The organism is Stutzerimonas stutzeri (genome assembly GCF_009789555.1).
Taxonomy (GTDB): domain Bacteria; phylum Pseudomonadota; class Gammaproteobacteria; order Pseudomonadales; family Pseudomonadaceae; genus Stutzerimonas; species Stutzerimonas stutzeri_R.
Map to the genome: position 1 here is coordinate 3858928 of NZ_CP046902.1, position 15746 is coordinate 3874673.

The following is a 15746-nucleotide window of genomic DNA, read 5'->3' on the forward strand; positions in this document are numbered from 1 at the left end:
ACTTCAGCCGAGCGTGCCGGCAACCACGAGCCCCGTCAGGTACACCCCGGCGAAACCCAGGTTGAAGGCGATGAACAGATACAGGCTGTACCGGAGGTAGCTGCCGAACGTCAGCCCCGGGACCTTGCTCATGGCGACGATCCCGGCAGCGGAACCGATCACCAGCAACGATCCGCCAACGCCGACCGCGTAGGTCAGCACCATCCATTCCGCCACGCCCATTTCCAGGCCGGACTTGAGCAACGCAGCCGTCAGCGGCACGTTGTCGATCGCCGCGGACAGCACGCCCATCAGGTAATTGGCGAGTACCGCCGGCACCTGATCGTAGATGTGCACCAGCCCGTTGAGCACATTGATTTCCTTGAGCATGCCGACCAGCAGCAGGATGCCAAGGAAGAACAGAAGGGTTTCGAACTCGACCTGCCGGACGTACTCCAGGATCGGGTCGGTCTCGATATCGTCACTGAAAAAGCGCGCCACCAGAAACATGATCGACAGCCCGCTCAGGAAGGTCAGCACGGGCGGAATCTGGAAGAAGAAATTACCGGCAATGGTGCACAGGATGGTGCCCAGGAAAATCAGCGCAATGGCGATATCGACGCGACGCACGTCGGTACGGTGACTGGTCACCGCGACCTGGCCGCTCATCCCGACCGAAAGCAAGGCCGCCAACAGCAGGACCGCGAGAAATGCGGGCAAGGCCAGCAGCAGCAATTGCAGAATCTTCACTTTGCCGGCCAGGAAGATCATCAACGTCGTGACGTCGCCGGTGATCAGCGCAACGCCGCCCGAGTTGACCGCGAACACGACCAGGGCGGCGAATTTGATGGTCTTCTCGGCGCTGAGCTTGAGCGACATGATCAGGGTGATCGAGACCAGGGTCGCGGTGATGTTGTCTGCCAGTGAGGAGAAGACGAAGCAAAACGTCGCCGTCAGAAACAGCAGCGCGCGCTCGCTGATCCGCTTGGGCAGCACCAGGTAGATCAGGTTCTCGATCATGCCCTTCTTGTTCAGGTAGGCGACGAAGGTCATCGCCGCCACCAGGAAAATCCAGAGCCCGGCGATTTCGGCGATGTTCTCGTTGAGGCTATGCAGGACCCCATCACGCTCAGCGCCTTCGGGCGAAAAGACAAACAGCAGCATCCAGGCCAGCGTGCCGAAGAACAGCGTGACCTTGGCTTTGTTCACATGGGTTATTTCTTCCAGAACGACACCGAGCAGAGCGGCCACGGCGAGGCCGATCAGCACGTACTGAAGTATTTCAGGCATAAGGCACCTAACGCATAAGGGAGACGGTTCGTGCGCAGGACGCGCACCCGAGAAGTTGGGGCGCCGATCATAGCCAAAGCGCGACATTTCGACAGCACCGAAATGTCAAACCCGAGAATATTTCCAAATATTCCGACGCGCTGGTGCTGGGCGGCGCGCGGGAGGCACCTCAGCGCGCTTCCTGGGGGTCGAACCGGGTCCGATGGACGCTGTGCCGGGTCGCGAGGGCTGTACCGATGGCGCATGCGTTGGCCATTGCCGTCGCCTGCCGGGACCGTCGGGACTCAGGGGTTGCGAGCGAGCTGCTCGCTGTCGAGTACACGTTTGGCGCTGAGATAGTGCTTCTGCCAGTAGCGGTTGCCGAGGCTGTCCAGACGCACCGTTCCACCGCTCGATGGCGCATGGACGAAGCGCCCCTCGCCCACGTAGATCGCGGCATGACTGACACGGCGACCGCCGCTGGTCGCGAAGAACAGCAGGTCGCCTGCCTGCAACGCATCCGGCCTGACCGAGGTCGCGGCCAGATTGCTCATCTCGCGTGTGGTGCGCGGCAAGGCGAGCCCCGCGGCGCCACGGTATACATAGCCGATCAAGCCACTGCAATCGAAGCCGCTGTCAGGCGTGTTGCCGCCGTAGCGATAAGGCGTACCCACCAGCCCCAACGCTGTGAACAAGACTTCTTCGGCGGTACCGGAGAGCGGCTGCGGCGACTCGGAAAAAACCGCCACCGACTCGCTCGGCCGGCGCTCGGCACACGCGGCGAGTAACAAGGCCATCAACAGGGCGGTCAGTAGACGAGCCGAAAAGGGCATGGCAGAGCAGTCCGGACGAAGGAGCCATCACTCTGCCGGCATGCGGCTGGGGATGCAACCCCAGCGCTGTCCGACGCATGCTTCAGTGATGGACGGGGATTGCGCTCGAATCGCTCGCCAGTGCCAGCACGCGCTTGGCCTGCATGAAACTGGCTCGCCAGTACTGATCATCGAGGCTATCGACGCGCACGCCACCGCTGCGACTGCTGGAGGAGTGGATGAACTGGTCGTCACCGATATAGATACCGGCGTGGCTGACGCGCCCGCGACCGCGATTGTTGAAGAACACCACGTCACCGGGCTCAAGCTCGCTGCGTTTGATCTTCGGCGCGTCCAGATCGATCATCTCGCGCGTCGAGCGTGGCAGCTCGATGCCAGCTTCCTTGCGGAACAGGAAACCGACGAAGCCGCTACAGTCGAAGCCCGTCCTGGTAGAGCTACCGCCGTAACGGTAGGGCGTGCCGACCAGCGTGAAACCGCGCTCGAGCACGCTGTCGGCGAGGGCCGGCAGCTGATAGCTCTGCTCGTCGGCCAGTTCCCGGAGCTGCTGTTCGGACGGTTCGTCCGCTGCCTCTGCGGGGACGTTGGCCACCTCGACGCGCTGAGCGGGAAGCTCGAACTCGAAGCCCTCCGACATCATCGGGCCTTGGGCCTGTTGCGGCTGGACGGCACAGGCGGTCAACAGCGTAACGAATGCAAAGGGCAGCAGGGTCAGGAGGCGTTGGGGCATGGCACCGGCATGTCAGTTAAGCGAACAAGGCGAGACTATGCCTGTCGAGTTCCCGATGAGCAAATTCAATCATCGGAAATGTGACGAACTAGCTGCGGCAAAACGTCTGACGCCCTCGCCGCGACATGCACGTCCACCATCAGCGACAACTCGCTGGCGGCGGGGTCGATCTGCGCCGTAAAACCACCGCCATGGCGGGCGCGCAACAACGGCTCGACAATGTAGGCGAAGCTTGCCGACGTGCCCACCGCGACCACCGCATCGAAGCCCCTGGCTGACACTTCGCGCAGGCGGGCCAGCGCCGACTCGGGAAGCATCTCGTCGAACAGCACAACGGGCGGGCGCAGCACACCGCCGCAGCCACAGCGCGGCGGCAGTGGCCGGTTCAGATGCGCGTTCAGCTCGTTGCTCGGCTCGCCGCAGGCCATGCAGAACAGCGGCGAGAGCGTCCCGTGTATTTCGATCAGCCGTTCCGGCGGGCTGCCCGCCGCCAGGTGATAGCCGTCCACGTTCTGCGTCAGTACCCAGCAATTCGCTTTGCGCCGCTGCAGCTCGGCGATGGCCACATGGCCGGCGTTGGGTCGGGCGGTCACGCACGCGCGGCCAATCTCGGCCAGATACTTCCAGCACAGCGCCGGATCGAGGTGCAGCATCGGGCCGGACAATGCCGTCTCGATCGGCAGTCCGTCTTCGGTGTGGCCGTTGTAGAGCCCGCCCACGCCACGGTAGGTCGGCAGCCCGGAATCCGCCGAAAGCCCGGCGCCGGTAATGATCAGGATGCGCTCCGCCGCCCGTAGCGCCTCGCCAAGTTGCTGCGTGGCCCTGTCCATTGCGCCCTCCTCCGCTCTGCGAGCCTGGGTATCGACCTGACCGGCCATCTACCAATAGATCGCGACCGGTACACTTTGATTCGAAACGATCCCGCTCAGTGATTGACGGTAAATGCCAGCATCGCCGACAACTGACACAGCGGCCGCCCGCTGTCGCGATGCCACTCGTTGAAGACCGCTTGTACCGCGGCCTGGTCGCGCTGGCTGCTGGGAACCTTGTCGATCACCTGCTGCGCCTTGAGCGCGGCGACCACGTCGTTGCTCGGAATGAAGGTGTCCTTGCCGGCCATGCGCAGCAGGCGCGGGGCAGACAGCCCGCCGAGCTGGCTGCCGTGTTTGGCCAGGTAACGCCACAGGCCGACGATATCGGTGACAGGCCAGTCGGCGATCAGTTGGCCGAAGCTGCCCCGCTCTTTCGCCACGTCCAGCACGAACTGCGCATTGCGTGGCACGCTCTTGAGCTTGCCCAGGTGCCGGATAATGCGGGCGTCCTGCATCAATCGCTCGATGTGCTCGCCGCCCATGAGAACGAGCTTTTGCGGATCGAAGCGGAAGAACACCTCCTCGAATGCTGGCCACTTGGCGTCCACCAGGCTGTGTTTGAGCCCGGCGCGGAAGATGCGCAGGCTGATCAGCGACAGATAGCGGTCGTCGGGTATGGCGCGCAGCTCATCGGGACTGTTCGGGCGTGGCAGCCGGGCATCCAGCGCGGCCGCCGAGCCAAAACGATTGAGGCAATATTCGTGCAGCCATTTGTAGTCGTGCATGCGGGCTCTGGAGCATCGGTCGAAACGAGCGACACAGGGTGCCTTCGGCGATCCCGCGTCGCAAGCCCGGCGGTGCGGCCGGGCATGGTCGTTATCCGCGCAACCGTCTCGCGGCCTGGCGCAACATCGATTCGGTCGCACTCCAGCCGAGGCAGCCATCGGTGATGGAAACGCCATAGCGCAGGTTCGCGCTCAGCGGTTGGCAGCCATCGAACAGATGGCTTTCGAGCATCACGCCACGCAGGCTCGTGTCGCCTGCCATGCGCTGGTCGATCACCGCCTCGAGCACTGCCGGCTGGCACAGCGGGTTCTTGCCGCTGTTGGCATGGCTGCAATCGACCATGATCCGGGGCACGATGCCTTGGCGCCGCAGGGTATCGCGGGCCTCGGCCACGCTTCGCTCATCGTAGTTGGGACCGGCATGGCCGCCACGCAGCACCAGGTGCGTATCCGGGTTGCCAGCGGTCTGCAGGAGCGCCGGGTGGCCAAGATCGTCGATACCGAAATGCCGATGTGGGTGCTCGGCCGAGCGCATGGCATCGCAGGCAATCCCCAGGCTGCCGTCGGTCCCATTCTTGAAGCCTACCGGCAGATCCAGCCCGCTCACCAGCTCGCGATGGATCTGTGACTCGCTGGTGCGCGCACCGATCGCCGCCCAACCCAGCAGGTCGTCGAAATAACCAGCCGCCAGCGGCTGCAGCAGCTCAGTGGCTATCGGCAGGCCACGCTCGAGGATATCCAGCATGAGTCGACGTGACAGGCCCAGCCCATGGGCCATGTCGCCACTGCCGTCCAGATGAGGGTCGTAGACCAAGCCCTTCCAGCCAACCGTCGTCCGAGGTTTTTCGACATAGGCACGCATCACCAGCAACAACTGGTCATCGAGCTGGCGCACCAGGTCGGCGAGGCGCTCGGCGTATTCGCGCGCGGAATCGGGATCGTGCAGCGAGCATGGCCCCACTACGACCAGCAGGCGCGGGTCGTCGCCATCGAGCACGGCACGGATGGCGTTGCGGTCGGCATGGATACGAGCGGCGAGCGCAGTGCTCAGGGGCAGGCGCTGGCGCAGTACGGCGGGACTGGGCAGCGGCTGGGCGCTGCGTCTGGACGCGGTGGCGAGGGTGTGGCTATCGACGAGCTGAGCGGAAATCGGTGCGTTCATGATCTGGCGGTCCTTTGGCCGGCGCGGCGTGGCTGCCGCGTCGGCGCTAGCGAGGTGTTCGGTCTATGGGTGTCGGCACGGCGGTGTCGAAGCGGCTAAATCGCCAGTCATAGCGGTCAGTGCGGTAATCGTTGCGGTAGCTGTACATGGTGATGTCCTCGGTGCGTATGGCCTTTTCAGGCCGGAAAAAACAAACCCCCGGTCGGGTGGCCGACCGGGGGTTCGAAAACTGTCTGGTGGCGACCCTGCTGACCAGGCCGCCTGTGGGGTATCAGGCGCGCCTGTGGCTAAACCAATACCCAAAAAAGTAATAGCCGACCGCTTCGAGCTGCCGCGCACAAGCCACCGCAACGCGTGCGGCGTTGGGCTGGGCAAGAGGCAAAGGCATGAGGCTGGACGGCATGGGTGACTCCTTAAGATGGCTGAACCTTACCGCAGCGTCACGACGGCTGACAAGCCGTCCCGCGATCGAAGGATGGCACTTACGCGGTAGCGGCGCCTGGCGCTTGGCCCACGGCTGCGTTCACACCGCCATGACATCAAGAAAGCGTGGCGTGGCGCTGTCGTCGATACGCAGGCTCTTGAAGTCGAACAGGTTGCGGTCGGCCAGCTGCGAAGGCACCACGTTCTGCAACGCGCGGAACATGATCTCGACCCGACCCGGTGACTTGCGCTCCCACTCCTGCAGCATCTCCTTGACCACCTGACGCTGCAGGTTCTCCTGCGAGCCGCACAGGTTGCACGGAATGATCGGGAACGCCTTCATCTGTGAATAGGCTTCGATGTCCGCTTCGCTGCAATAGGCCAAGGGGCGAATCACGACATTGCGCCCGTCATCGGACAGCAGCTTGGGCGGCATCGCCTTGAGCGTGCCGCCGTAGAACATGTTGAGGAAGAAGGTTTCGAGAATGTCGTCCCGATGATGACCCAGCGCCATTTTCGTTGCGCCGATTTCGTCGGCGAAGGTATACAGGGTCCCCCGACGCAGGCGTGAGCACAGCGAGCAGGTCGTCTTGCCTTCCGGAATCTTCTCCTTGACCACAGAGTAGGTGTCTTTTTCGACGATGTGATACGCGACGCCAATGGATTCGAGGTACTGCGGAAGCACGTGCTCGGGAAAGCCCGGCTGCTTCTGATCCATGTTGACCGCAACGATTTCGAACTTGATCGGCGCGACTTTCTGCAGATACAGCAGCACGTCGAGCATGGTGTAGCTGTCCTTGCCGCCAGACAGGCAGACCATGACCTTGTCACCGTCCTCGATCATGTTGAAATCGGTAACGGCCTCGCCGGCGAGGCGGCGCAGACGCTTCTGCAGTTTGTTCTGGTTGACCGAAAGGTTGCCCATGTCAGGAATCCGGTGAAATGCGAAAGGCGCGCATTTTACGCGCAAAGCGCGCCGGGCCCTACCCCATCCATCCAGCTCTTTGCACCACGGGCCCTATGCTAGGCTTGCCGACATGAACGATGACCTCGAACCCGAGATGGACCTGGCCGAGCAGATATTCGTGTTGCTGCGCGAACAGCCCGAGGGCTGCAGCGAATACCAGCTGATTCAACAGCTCAAGAGCCGTCACAGCACGCACATTCCCAACCTGCCGCTACTCGACAAGCTGGTGCTGTTTCGCACCCATTTCCTGGTCTTCAACGCGCTGTATCGATTGCGGGACCGGCTCCGGGGCGAGAACACCCATGACCTTCGCATCTCGCCGCTGTGCGTCCAGCTCCAACCCTACGCGCCAGGCGCCAGCGCGATCGTCGAGAATGACCCGTTGCGCGACTATTACTTGGACATGGCCAATCTACGCGACACCGATGAGAGCGAGGTCGAGCGGTTGCTGGCCAGCTTCTGGTCGCGGATGCGCGGCGACCATCCCGGCGAACGCAACGACCTGTCGGACCCGGAGCAGAAGCGCGCAGCCCTCGAACTGTTCGAGCTGGACCAGGACGCCGCCTCGCTGACCCTGCACACGATCAAACGGCGCTATCGTCAGTTGGTCAGCATCCATCACCCGGACCGGGGTGGCAGCACGGCGCGGATTCAGTCAATCAATCTGGCGATGGAAATTCTGCAACGCTATTACCGCTGACCGCATAGCTTCCAATCGCTCTAACAGCACGCGACGCGCCGTACCGTCAACTTCCTATACTGCGACGTAAGGTCGCACGCCCGTCCAACTGACGGCACGCCAGGCGAAGCGACCCTCAAAAACCGAGGAGACGCTGGCATGATCAATCACGTTTGGGGACTGTTCGCTCACCCTGGCCAGGAATGGCAGGAAATCACCGGAGAAGAACGCAACGTCGGGCATCTACATCTCGGCGAAGTCATGGTCCTGGCGGCGATCCCCGCCATTTCGGCCTTCATCGGTACCACCCAGGTCGGTTGGAGCATCGGCGGCGGTGAGGCGGTGAAGCTCACCGAGGGCAGCGCCTTGCAACTGACCCTGCTGTCATACCTGGCGATGCTGGCCGGCGTGGCGGTGATGGGCGGATTCATCCATTGGATGTCACGCACGTACGACGCCAACCCGACCCTGGTGCAATGCATCGTATTCGCCGCCTACACCGCCACCCCCTTGTTCGTCGGTGGCCTCGCCGCGCTGTACCCGCATATCTGGCTCGGAATGACGGTCGGCACGGCAGCGATCTGCTACACGGCCTACCTGTTGTATGTCGGCTTGCCCACCTTCATGAACATCCCGGCAGATGAGGGATTCCTGTTCTCCAGTTCGATACTCGCCGTGGGCCTGGTCGTACTGGTGGCAATCATCGCCTTGTCGGTGATCATGTGGGGCATGGGCGTCGGCCCGATCTACGTCCGCTGATCGCCCGTCTGGCCGGCGCGACCGAATCGCGCCGGCTAGAGCGCCCCCGCCTTCCTGCGCAACACGCCCTTCCCGCCTTCGTCACCGCTCATGGTTTTGAATCCCTGTCGCGCTTGAGCGTCTATACCAGCAACAGCTGCGCTCAAGTATCGGCATCAGGAGGAATCATGACCCCAGAATTCATCAGCTTGTTCACCCGACCGGACCGTGCCTGGGAAACCATCCGCCAGAAGGAAGATGCCCACAGCCTGCATTACCTGATGCACCTGTTGTTGCTGGCACTGATCCCCAGCGTATGCCTGTTCATCGGGGTGACCTTCGTCGGTTGGAGCCTGGTGGATGCGGAGCGCGTCAGGCTCGACGTGCCCAGCGCCCTGCAGCTGTGCCTGCTGCTGTACGTCACCATCATCGTCGGCACCGTGATCATGGGCTTCTTTGTCCGGTGGATGGCACGAGCGTTCGAGGTGCGCCCGAACCTGAACCAATGCATAGGCTTCATCGCGTATGTCATCACGCCCTTCCTCCTCGCAGGCGTAACCGGGCTGTACCCGAACCGCTGGTTCGCGGCAATCGTGCTGCTGATCGCCGGCATCTACTCGACCTACCTGCTGTTTACCGGCCTGCCGGCCTTCATGCGCCAGCGCAGCTCACAAAGCTTCCTTTACGCCAGCTCGATCTGGGGCGTCGCGCTGCTCGTGCTGGTCACGGTGCTGGTCAGCATGATCCTGTTCTGGAGCCATTCGCTGGAGCCGAACTACGAACGCACCGTGGACCAGAATCAAAGCTACGGCACGCAGGAGACACGCCCGCAAGAGGAGCCCGGCGGTCTCTGAACGGTTGTCAGGTCGATCCATTACGGCATAATCCCGGGCTTCTTCGGAGGCCCTTATGCCCGAACAGCTTCACGCCCGTGTCGAAGCCTGCTATCAGCAGGCCGAGGCCTTCTTCAACAGACGCTTCGAGCGGCCGCAGGTGAGCTTCAGGCTGCGCGGGCAGAAAGCCGGGGTTGCTCATCTCAACACCAATCTGTTGCGTTTCAATGCGCAACTGTACCGGGAAAACCGCGAACACTTCCTCAAGCAGACCGTGGCGCACGAGGTCGCGCATCTCGTCGCGCATCAGATGTTTGGCGGGCGGATTCGACCGCATGGGCAAGAGTGGCAACTGATCATGCGCGGCGTTTACGAACTGACGCCCGATCGCTGCCACAGCTACGAGATCAGCCGTCGGCAGGTCAGCCGCTTTATCTATCGCTGCGCCTGCGCCGACCAGGACTTCCCGTTCACCTCGCAGCGCCATGCACTGGTGAACAAGGGGCGGCGTTACTTCTGCCGTCGTTGCCGTGCCACGCTGGTGTTCACCGGCGAGCAGCGGCTCGAATGAACCCACCCCGACCCTAGAGTTTCCTGGCCCGCCAGGCCGCGATCACGAATAGCGCAGCGAGCACGGCCATCAGCGGCAACCACCCGGCGTGCTCCCAGACGTAACCGGCGGCATAACCCACCACGCTCGACCCGAGATAATAAGCACACAAGTACAGCGCCGACGCCTGCGCCTTGGCTCCTTTGGCGTGCAAACCCACCTGACCACTGGCCACCGCATGCGCGGCAAAAAAGCCCAGCGTGAACAGCGCCAGGCCGATCACGATCGCGACCAGCCAAGGCGTTGCGCACAAGCCCACGCCCAGCAGCATCAACCCCACGCCGCCTTGCATCACCGCCCGGGCACCGAGGCGCGGCACCAGCCGCCCAGCCCAGCCAGCGCTCAAAATGCCCGCCAGATACACCACGAACAACAGGCCGATGACCGTCGAAGACAAACCAAAGGGCGCGCCGGCCAACCGGAACCCAATGTAATTGAACAGCGCGACGAAGCCCCCCATCAGCAGAAAGCCCTGCAGAAACAGGTTGCGCAAGATCGGGTTGCCCAAATGCTGAGCGAAATTGGCCAGCAGCCCGCTCAGCGACAACGGCTGAGCCTTGAAATGACGTGACGTGGGCAACAGCCAGACGAACAACCCCAGCGCCACCAGCCCCAGCCCGGCAATACCGCCGAGCGCGAGCTGCCAACCGCCAAGATCGCTCAACCAGCCCGACAGCAACCTGCCCAGCAGTCCACCAAGGGCCGTGCCGCCAATGTACAAGCCCATCGCCGCAGGTAACGATTCGGGATCGAACTCCTCGCCCACGTATGCCATCGCCAATGCTGGCAACCCACTGAGCGCAAGCCCCAGCAAGGCCCGCAATACCAGCAACAACGACCACGATTCCACCGTTACGCACGCAAGGCCGAGCAGGCATGCCAGCGCCAGGGCCAGGGCCATGACGGGCTTGCGCCCCCAGCTTTCCGCCAACCCTCCCGACACCAACAAGCAAAGCGCCAGCGACAAGGTAGTCAAAGACAATGCCAGGCTGCTGCTGGCCGCCGAAACCGCGAAATGCGACGCCAACAGCGGTAGCAATGGCTGTACGCAATACAGCATCGCAAAGGTCGCAAAACCTGCGCAGAACAATGCCAACGTCGCGCGACGATAGGCGGGCGTACCGCGCCTGAGATGCGCGTAGTCCGACGTTTGAGAAGAGAGGGTGTTATCCATGAGCCGCTGCCTGCGGGACGAACCCGAAAAAAAGCCGCGCAGCCTAACACAGCTGGCCGGCTACTACCCCAGTCGCGCTGATGCGCGGCGCCGGCGATGCAACCAACGACGGCACTTGCAGCAAGGGGAAGATCGGAGGCCCCAATATTGCCTCGGTTGTTGCTCGTGCTGACGGCTGCATTGGCCGCCACACCCGTCGCAATGGAGCAAAGCCATGAACGGCTAGGTGCTGACCTCCCGCGTCTAGATAACCCCTGGCCGGGTTACGTCAGGGCGGCACGACGGCTCCTTCGCGAGTCGCCCGAGCGAACCCGCGCCAGACGACGGATCGTCCCCGCGCTCACGGAAGACCACAAAAACAACAGGCCGTACATATAACCTTAACTTTTATAGGCATATATCTTTGATTTACGCTTAATCGCTCCTACACTTCCTGACACAAAGGTCGAAAGACAGGGTGAACGCAGTGCCGCATTCCACCGATTCCGTCCCAGTCGGCAAACCGGAAGAAACCAGACTGTTCGTGTTCCTTCTGGTTTTCCTGTTTCCCCTTTTGAGCATCGTGACCGTAGCCGGCTATGGCTTCGTCGTCTGGATCAGCCAGTTGATCTTCGGTCCTCCCGGACCACCCGGCTAAACCCTCGGCGTCCGCCCCCTCCCCCAAAGATCCCTTCCTAGCTTGCCGCGTCCAGGCAGGCGGAGCCTTTTAGATGATCGATGCTCTGCATATCGCCAGCCTGCTGGTGCACTGTCGGCCCGAGCTGCTAGACGCCGCAAAAAGAAACATTGCGCTCTTGCCTGGCACCGAACTGCACCAGGAAAGCGCCGCCGGAAAACTCGTGGTCGTTCTCGAGGCCGAGCACGAACGCGAGGTTCTCGACACCATCAGCCATATCCAACAGATACCCGGCGTCCTCAACGCTGCCCTGATCTACCACGAACTCCTCTCACTTGAAGGAGAGTCTGAATGAGCCTTACCCGACGTCAATTCGCCAAGGCCAATGCCGCCGCCATAGCCGCCAGCGTGGCGGGTCTGCCGATTGCCACCAGCGCCAGCAACCTGATCACCGATCCGGAGGCCACGGCCCTCAAGTGGCACAAGGCGCCGTGCCGATTCTGCGGCACGGGTTGCGGTGTGATGGTGGCAACCAGCGGTGACCGGGTCGTGGCGACTCATGGCGATGTGAAAGCCGAGGTGAATCGCGGCATCAACTGCGTCAAAGGTTACTTCCTGTCCAAGATCATGTACGGCAGCGACCGCCTGACCCAGCCACTGCTGCGCATGAAGAATGGCCAGTACGACAAGCAGGGCGAGTTCCAGCCGGTCAGCTGGGAGCAGGCCTTCGACATCATGGAAGAAAAGTACAAGACGGCGCTCAGGGAGAGCGGCCCGGGCTCGGTGGGCATGTTCGGCTCCGGCCAGTGGACCGTGTGGGAAGGTTACGCAGCCAACAAGCTGATGAAGGCGGGTTTCCGTTCCAACAACCTCGACCCGAACGCCCGCCACTGCATGGCTTCGGCGGCGGTGGGCTTCATGCGTACCTTCGGTATGGACGAACCGATGGGCTGCTACGACGATATCGAGGCCGCCGATGCCTTCGTGCTCTGGGGTTCGAACATGGCCGAGATGCATCCGGTGCTGTGGACGCGGGTGACCGATCGCCGGCTGAGCGCGCCGCACGTCAAGGTCGCGGTCATGTCGACCTTCGAACACCGCAGCTTCGACCTGGCTGATATTCCGATGGTGTTCAACCCGCAAACCGACCTGGTCATTCTCAACTACATCGCCAATCACATCATCCAGAGCGGCGCGGTTAACCAGGACTTCGTCAAGAACCACACGAACTTCGCCAAGGGTGCGGCCAACATCGGTTACGGTCTTCGCCCAACCGACCCGCGCGAACTCAAAGCGGAGAATGCGGCCGTCGCCGCCAGTTGGACCGCCATCAGCTACGAGGACTACGCCGAGTTCCTCAAGCCCTATACCCTCGAACACGCCGCGCATGAATCGGGCGTCCCGGCCGAGCGCCTGAAGGCGCTGGCCGAGCTTTACGCCGACCCGAAAACCAAAGTCATGTCGTTCTGGACCATGGGATTCAACCAGCACACCCGGGGTGTCTGGGCGAACAACATGATCTACAACATTCACCTGCTTACCGGGAAGATCAGCGAGCCCGGCAATAGCCCGTTCTCGCTCACCGGCCAACCCTCGGCATGCGGCACCGCGCGCGAAGTGGGTACCTTCTCCCACCGCCTGCCTGCGGACATGGTCGTCACCGATCCCAAGCATCGCGCCACGACCGAAAAAATCTGGAAGCTGCCCGCCGGGACCATCCAGGAAAAGCCGGGCTTTCACGCCGTGCAGCAAAGCCGCGAGCTGAAGGACGGCAACCTCAAGGTCTACTGGACCCAGGCGACCAACAACATGCAGGCCGGGCCGAACATCATGCAGGAGGTACTGCCCGGGTGGCGTAATCCGGACACCTTCGTCATCGTTTCCGATGTCTACCCAACCGTCTCCGCCCAGGCCGCCGACCTGATTCTGCCCGCCGCCATGTGGGTAGAAAAGGAAGGCGCCTACGGCAACGCCGAGCGCCGGACCCACTTCTGGCATCAACTGGTCAGCGCGCCGGGCGACGCGCGCTCCGACCTGTGGCAATTGATGGAGTTCTCCAAGCGCTTCACCACGGACGAAGTGTGGCCGGCCGAGCTGCTGGCCAAGGCGCCGGAATTGAAGAGCAAGACGTTGTTCGAGGTGTTGTTCAGGAACGGCAAGGTCGATCGCTACCCGACGTCGGACATCGAGGACAGCTACCGCAACCAGGAATCGGAGGCCTACGGCTTCTACGTGCAGAAGGGGTTGTTCGAAGAGTACGCCGAGTTCGGACGCGGGCACGGCCACGATCTCGCGGATTTCGATCGCTATCACCAGGAACGCGGGCTGCGCTGGCCCGTGGTCGATGGCAAGGAGACGCGCTGGCGCTATCGCGAAGGTTATGACACCTATGTCGAGAAAGGCACGGGTGTCCAGTTCTACGGCTACCCGGACAAGCGAGCGATCATTTTCGCGCTGCCCTATGAGGTACCGGCTGAAATCCCGGACGAACAATACCCGTTCTGGCTCAGCACCGGTCGGGTCCTGGAGCACTGGCACACCGGCAGCATGACGCAGCGTGTCGACGAACTGCACCAGGCGGTTCCCGACGCCCTGGTGTACATGCACCCCGACGATGCCCGCGATCTCAAGGCGCGCCGCGGCAGTGTGGTCAAGGTGATCAGCCGACGCGGGGAAATGCAGGCACGCATCGAAACCCGAGGCCGCAACAAGCCCCCGAAGGGACTGATCTTCGTGCCTTTCTTCGACGCCAATAAACTGATCAACAAGGTCACCCTCGACGCCACTGACCCGATCTCCAAGCAAACCGACTACAAGAAATGCGCCGTGAAGATCGAAGTGGTCAGCATCGCCTGAGGAGAATCGCCATGAAATTTCATCTACTGCCTTTGACGCTGCTCGCGGCATTCGGCCTGGCGGTCGCCGCCGGGCCGGACTACCCGCTGGATGCCCCCGCCCCGGACGGGCGCCGACCGGGCGGCACGCTCACCCAGGAATTCACCCCGCCGCCGCTCCAGGATGAAGAAAACAAGGACCTCAGGCGCGAGCGCAACTATCCCGAACAGCCGCCGACCATCCCGCACACGATCCGTGGCTATCAGGTCGACAAGAACGGCAACAGGTGTCTCGCCTGTCACAGTCGTGCCAACAGCGCGCGCACCCAGGCGCCGATGATCAGCATCACCCACTTTACCGATCGCGACAGCCAGACCCTAGGCACCGTCGCCCCTCGTCGCTACTTCTGCACCCAATGCCACGTGGTGCAGCACGACGTGAAACCATTGGTGCAGAACGACTTCGAGAATATCGACGACTTGCTGTATCACGAAAATAAACAGAACGAACAGTGAGGGCGCCTGGATGAAGTCGATACTGTCGTTTCTCAAACGATACTGGACGGTCCTGCGACGCCCGAGCGTGCATTACAGCCTGGGCGCGCTGACGCTCGGCGGATTCATCGCCGGGATCATGTTCTGGGGTGGTTTCAACACCGCGCTGGAAGCGACCAACACCGAGACCTTCTGCATTTCCTGCCACGAGATGGAAAACAACGTGTTCATGGAAATCAAGGACACCATTCACTACACCAATCGCTCAGGGGTGCGCGCCACCTGTCCGGACTGCCATGTCCCGCATGAATGGACGGATAAGATCGCACGCAAGATGCAGGCATCCAAGGAGGTCTGGGGCAAGATCTTCGGCACCATCAACACGCGCGAGAAATTCCTCGGCATGCGTCGCGAGATGGCCGAACGGGAGTGGCGGCGGCTCAAGAGCAACGACTCGCTGGAATGCCGAAACTGCCATAACTTCGAGTTCATGGACTTCACGCGCCAAAGCAAACGCGCCGCTCAGTTCCACTCCACTGCCCTGGCGAACGGCGAAGCCACCTGCATCGACTGCCACAAAGGGATCGCCCACCGCTTGCCGGACATGCACGGCGTGCCCGGTTGGTGACGGCCGACATCGGCGGCGCCCCGAAAAGGGCGGAGCCGAGTGCTTCATCGACTCCGGGGATGATTGGCGGTCGCCCGCTGGCGAAGTTGAGTTCGAGGCGCTGGGGCAGGCGCCGTCTCGGCTAGGCTTGTCGGATCGCCGCCCCGGTTCGTCTGACGCGCTGGTTGCACGCCCGGCGA

At 62.4% G+C, this 15746-nt stretch carries 17 protein-coding genes; 9 read left to right on the forward strand and 8 right to left on the reverse strand.

Annotated features, from left to right (window positions below):
• Positions 1–3: 3 nt before the first annotated feature.
• From nhaD to ttcA, 7 genes are all read right to left on the reverse strand, one after another.
• Complete coding sequence (nhaD, locus tag GQA94_RS17745; protein WP_158189249.1) at positions 4–1269, reverse strand: sodium:proton antiporter NhaD; 1266 nt, start codon at positions 1267–1269, stop codon at positions 4–6.
• A 284-nt stretch (positions 1270–1553) separates the two neighbouring features.
• Complete coding sequence (locus GQA94_RS17750; protein ID WP_158189250.1) at positions 1554–2081, reverse strand: C40 family peptidase; 528 nt, start codon at positions 2079–2081, stop codon at positions 1554–1556.
• Between the two features lie 82 nt (positions 2082–2163).
• Positions 2164–2811: a C40 family peptidase gene (locus GQA94_RS17755; protein WP_158189251.1), complete on the reverse strand. Its 648-nt coding sequence runs from the start codon at positions 2809–2811 to the stop codon at positions 2164–2166.
• A gap of 65 nt (positions 2812–2876) precedes the next feature.
• The gene (locus tag GQA94_RS17760) at positions 2877–3641 is read right to left on the reverse strand and encodes an NAD-dependent protein deacylase (protein WP_158189252.1); all 765 of its coding nucleotides are present in this window, start codon (positions 3639–3641) and stop codon (positions 2877–2879) included.
• A 95-nt stretch (positions 3642–3736) separates the two neighbouring features.
• On the reverse strand, positions 3737–4408 hold the full coding sequence (locus tag GQA94_RS17765; protein ID WP_158189253.1) for a DNA-3-methyladenine glycosylase I: 672 nt from the start codon (positions 4406–4408) through the stop codon (positions 3737–3739).
• 91 nt (positions 4409–4499) lie between these two features.
• The gene (locus GQA94_RS17770; protein ID WP_158189254.1) at positions 4500–5570 is read right to left on the reverse strand and encodes a 3-deoxy-7-phosphoheptulonate synthase; all 1071 of its coding nucleotides are present in this window, start codon (positions 5568–5570) and stop codon (positions 4500–4502) included.
• Positions 5571–6093: 523 nt separating this feature from the next.
• Positions 6094–6918, reverse strand: coding sequence for a tRNA 2-thiocytidine(32) synthetase TtcA (gene ttcA / locus GQA94_RS17775; protein WP_158189255.1), 825 nt, complete (start codon positions 6916–6918; stop codon positions 6094–6096).
• A 112-nt stretch (positions 6919–7030) separates the two neighbouring features.
• On the opposite strand from ttcA, the gene GQA94_RS17780 reads away from it, so the two are divergent.
• The 4 genes from GQA94_RS17780 to GQA94_RS17795 all read left to right on the forward strand — a co-directional run bounded on the left by GQA94_RS17780 (position 7031) and on the right by GQA94_RS17795 (position 9781).
• A complete protein-coding gene (locus GQA94_RS17780; RefSeq protein ID WP_158189256.1) occupies positions 7031–7660 on the forward strand; it encodes a DNA-J related domain-containing protein in 630 nt (209 codons plus the stop codon).
• A gap of 138 nt (positions 7661–7798) precedes the next feature.
• On the forward strand, positions 7799–8398 hold the full coding sequence (locus GQA94_RS17785) for a Yip1 family protein (RefSeq protein ID WP_158189257.1): 600 nt from the start codon (positions 7799–7801) through the stop codon (positions 8396–8398).
• A 167-nt stretch (positions 8399–8565) separates the two neighbouring features.
• The gene (locus tag GQA94_RS17790) at positions 8566–9231 is read left to right on the forward strand and encodes a Yip1 family protein (protein ID WP_158189258.1); all 666 of its coding nucleotides are present in this window, start codon (positions 8566–8568) and stop codon (positions 9229–9231) included.
• Between the two features lie 55 nt (positions 9232–9286).
• On the forward strand, positions 9287–9781 hold the full coding sequence (locus GQA94_RS17795; RefSeq protein WP_158189259.1) for a SprT family zinc-dependent metalloprotease: 495 nt from the start codon (positions 9287–9289) through the stop codon (positions 9779–9781).
• Between the two features lie 13 nt (positions 9782–9794).
• Here the strand turns inward: GQA94_RS17795 and GQA94_RS17800 are convergent, their stop codons facing one another.
• Positions 9795–10994: an MFS transporter gene (locus tag GQA94_RS17800; RefSeq protein WP_158189260.1), complete on the reverse strand. Its 1200-nt coding sequence runs from the start codon at positions 10992–10994 to the stop codon at positions 9795–9797.
• A 466-nt stretch (positions 10995–11460) separates the two neighbouring features.
• Between GQA94_RS17800 and GQA94_RS17805 the strand changes: the two genes are divergently transcribed.
• From GQA94_RS17805 to GQA94_RS17825, 5 genes are all read left to right on the forward strand, one after another.
• Positions 11461–11631 carry a nitrate reductase gene (locus tag GQA94_RS17805; protein ID WP_423835326.1) on the forward strand — a complete coding sequence of 57 codons (171 nt, stop codon included), beginning with the start codon at positions 11461–11463 and terminating at the stop codon, positions 11629–11631.
• Positions 11632–11704: 73 nt separating this feature from the next.
• Positions 11705–11965 carry a chaperone NapD gene (locus GQA94_RS17810; RefSeq protein ID WP_158189262.1) on the forward strand — a complete coding sequence of 87 codons (261 nt, stop codon included), beginning with the start codon at positions 11705–11707 and terminating at the stop codon, positions 11963–11965.
• Complete coding sequence (gene napA / locus GQA94_RS17815; RefSeq protein ID WP_158189263.1) at positions 11962–14466, forward strand: nitrate reductase catalytic subunit NapA; 2505 nt, start codon at positions 11962–11964, stop codon at positions 14464–14466. The genes GQA94_RS17810 and napA overlap by 4 nt, the downstream gene beginning before the upstream one ends.
• A gap of 11 nt (positions 14467–14477) precedes the next feature.
• Positions 14478–14960, forward strand: a complete 483-nt coding sequence (locus GQA94_RS17820) for a nitrate reductase cytochrome c-type subunit (RefSeq protein WP_158189264.1) — start codon at positions 14478–14480, stop codon at positions 14958–14960.
• Between the two features lie 10 nt (positions 14961–14970).
• Positions 14971–15567: a cytochrome c3 family protein gene (locus GQA94_RS17825; RefSeq protein WP_158189265.1), complete on the forward strand. Its 597-nt coding sequence runs from the start codon at positions 14971–14973 to the stop codon at positions 15565–15567.
• Positions 15568–15746: the final 179 nt, after the last annotated feature.

Bases quoted from the DNA above. Each gene is read 5' to 3' on its own strand.
- nhaD (WP_158189249.1), bottom strand. From the start codon at position 1,269: ATGCCTGAAATACTTCAGTACGTGCTGATCGGCCTCGCCGTGGCCGCT.
- GQA94_RS17750 (WP_158189250.1), bottom strand. From the start codon at position 2,081: ATGCCCTTTTCGGCTCGTCTACTGACCGCCCTGTTGATGGCCTTGTTA.
- GQA94_RS17755 (WP_158189251.1), bottom strand. From the start codon at position 2,811: ATGCCCCAACGCCTCCTGACCCTGCTGCCCTTTGCATTCGTTACGCTG.
- GQA94_RS17760 (WP_158189252.1), bottom strand. From the start codon at position 3,641: ATGGACAGGGCCACGCAGCAACTTGGCGAGGCGCTACGGGCGGCGGAG.
- GQA94_RS17765 (WP_158189253.1), bottom strand. From the start codon at position 4,408: ATGCACGACTACAAATGGCTGCACGAATATTGCCTCAATCGTTTTGGC.
- GQA94_RS17770 (WP_158189254.1), bottom strand. From the start codon at position 5,570: ATGAACGCACCGATTTCCGCTCAGCTCGTCGATAGCCACACCCTCGCC.
- ttcA (WP_158189255.1), bottom strand. From the start codon at position 6,918: ATGGGCAACCTTTCGGTCAACCAGAACAAACTGCAGAAGCGTCTGCGC.
- GQA94_RS17780 (WP_158189256.1), top strand. From the start codon at position 7,031: ATGAACGATGACCTCGAACCCGAGATGGACCTGGCCGAGCAGATATTC.
- GQA94_RS17785 (WP_158189257.1), top strand. From the start codon at position 7,799: ATGATCAATCACGTTTGGGGACTGTTCGCTCACCCTGGCCAGGAATGG.
- GQA94_RS17790 (WP_158189258.1), top strand. From the start codon at position 8,566: ATGACCCCAGAATTCATCAGCTTGTTCACCCGACCGGACCGTGCCTGG.
- GQA94_RS17795 (WP_158189259.1), top strand. From the start codon at position 9,287: ATGCCCGAACAGCTTCACGCCCGTGTCGAAGCCTGCTATCAGCAGGCC.
- GQA94_RS17800 (WP_158189260.1), bottom strand. From the start codon at position 10,994: ATGGATAACACCCTCTCTTCTCAAACGTCGGACTACGCGCATCTCAGG.
- GQA94_RS17810 (WP_158189262.1), top strand. From the start codon at position 11,705: ATGATCGATGCTCTGCATATCGCCAGCCTGCTGGTGCACTGTCGGCCC.
- napA (WP_158189263.1), top strand. From the start codon at position 11,962: ATGAGCCTTACCCGACGTCAATTCGCCAAGGCCAATGCCGCCGCCATA.
- GQA94_RS17820 (WP_158189264.1), top strand. From the start codon at position 14,478: ATGAAATTTCATCTACTGCCTTTGACGCTGCTCGCGGCATTCGGCCTG.
- GQA94_RS17825 (WP_158189265.1), top strand. From the start codon at position 14,971: ATGAAGTCGATACTGTCGTTTCTCAAACGATACTGGACGGTCCTGCGA.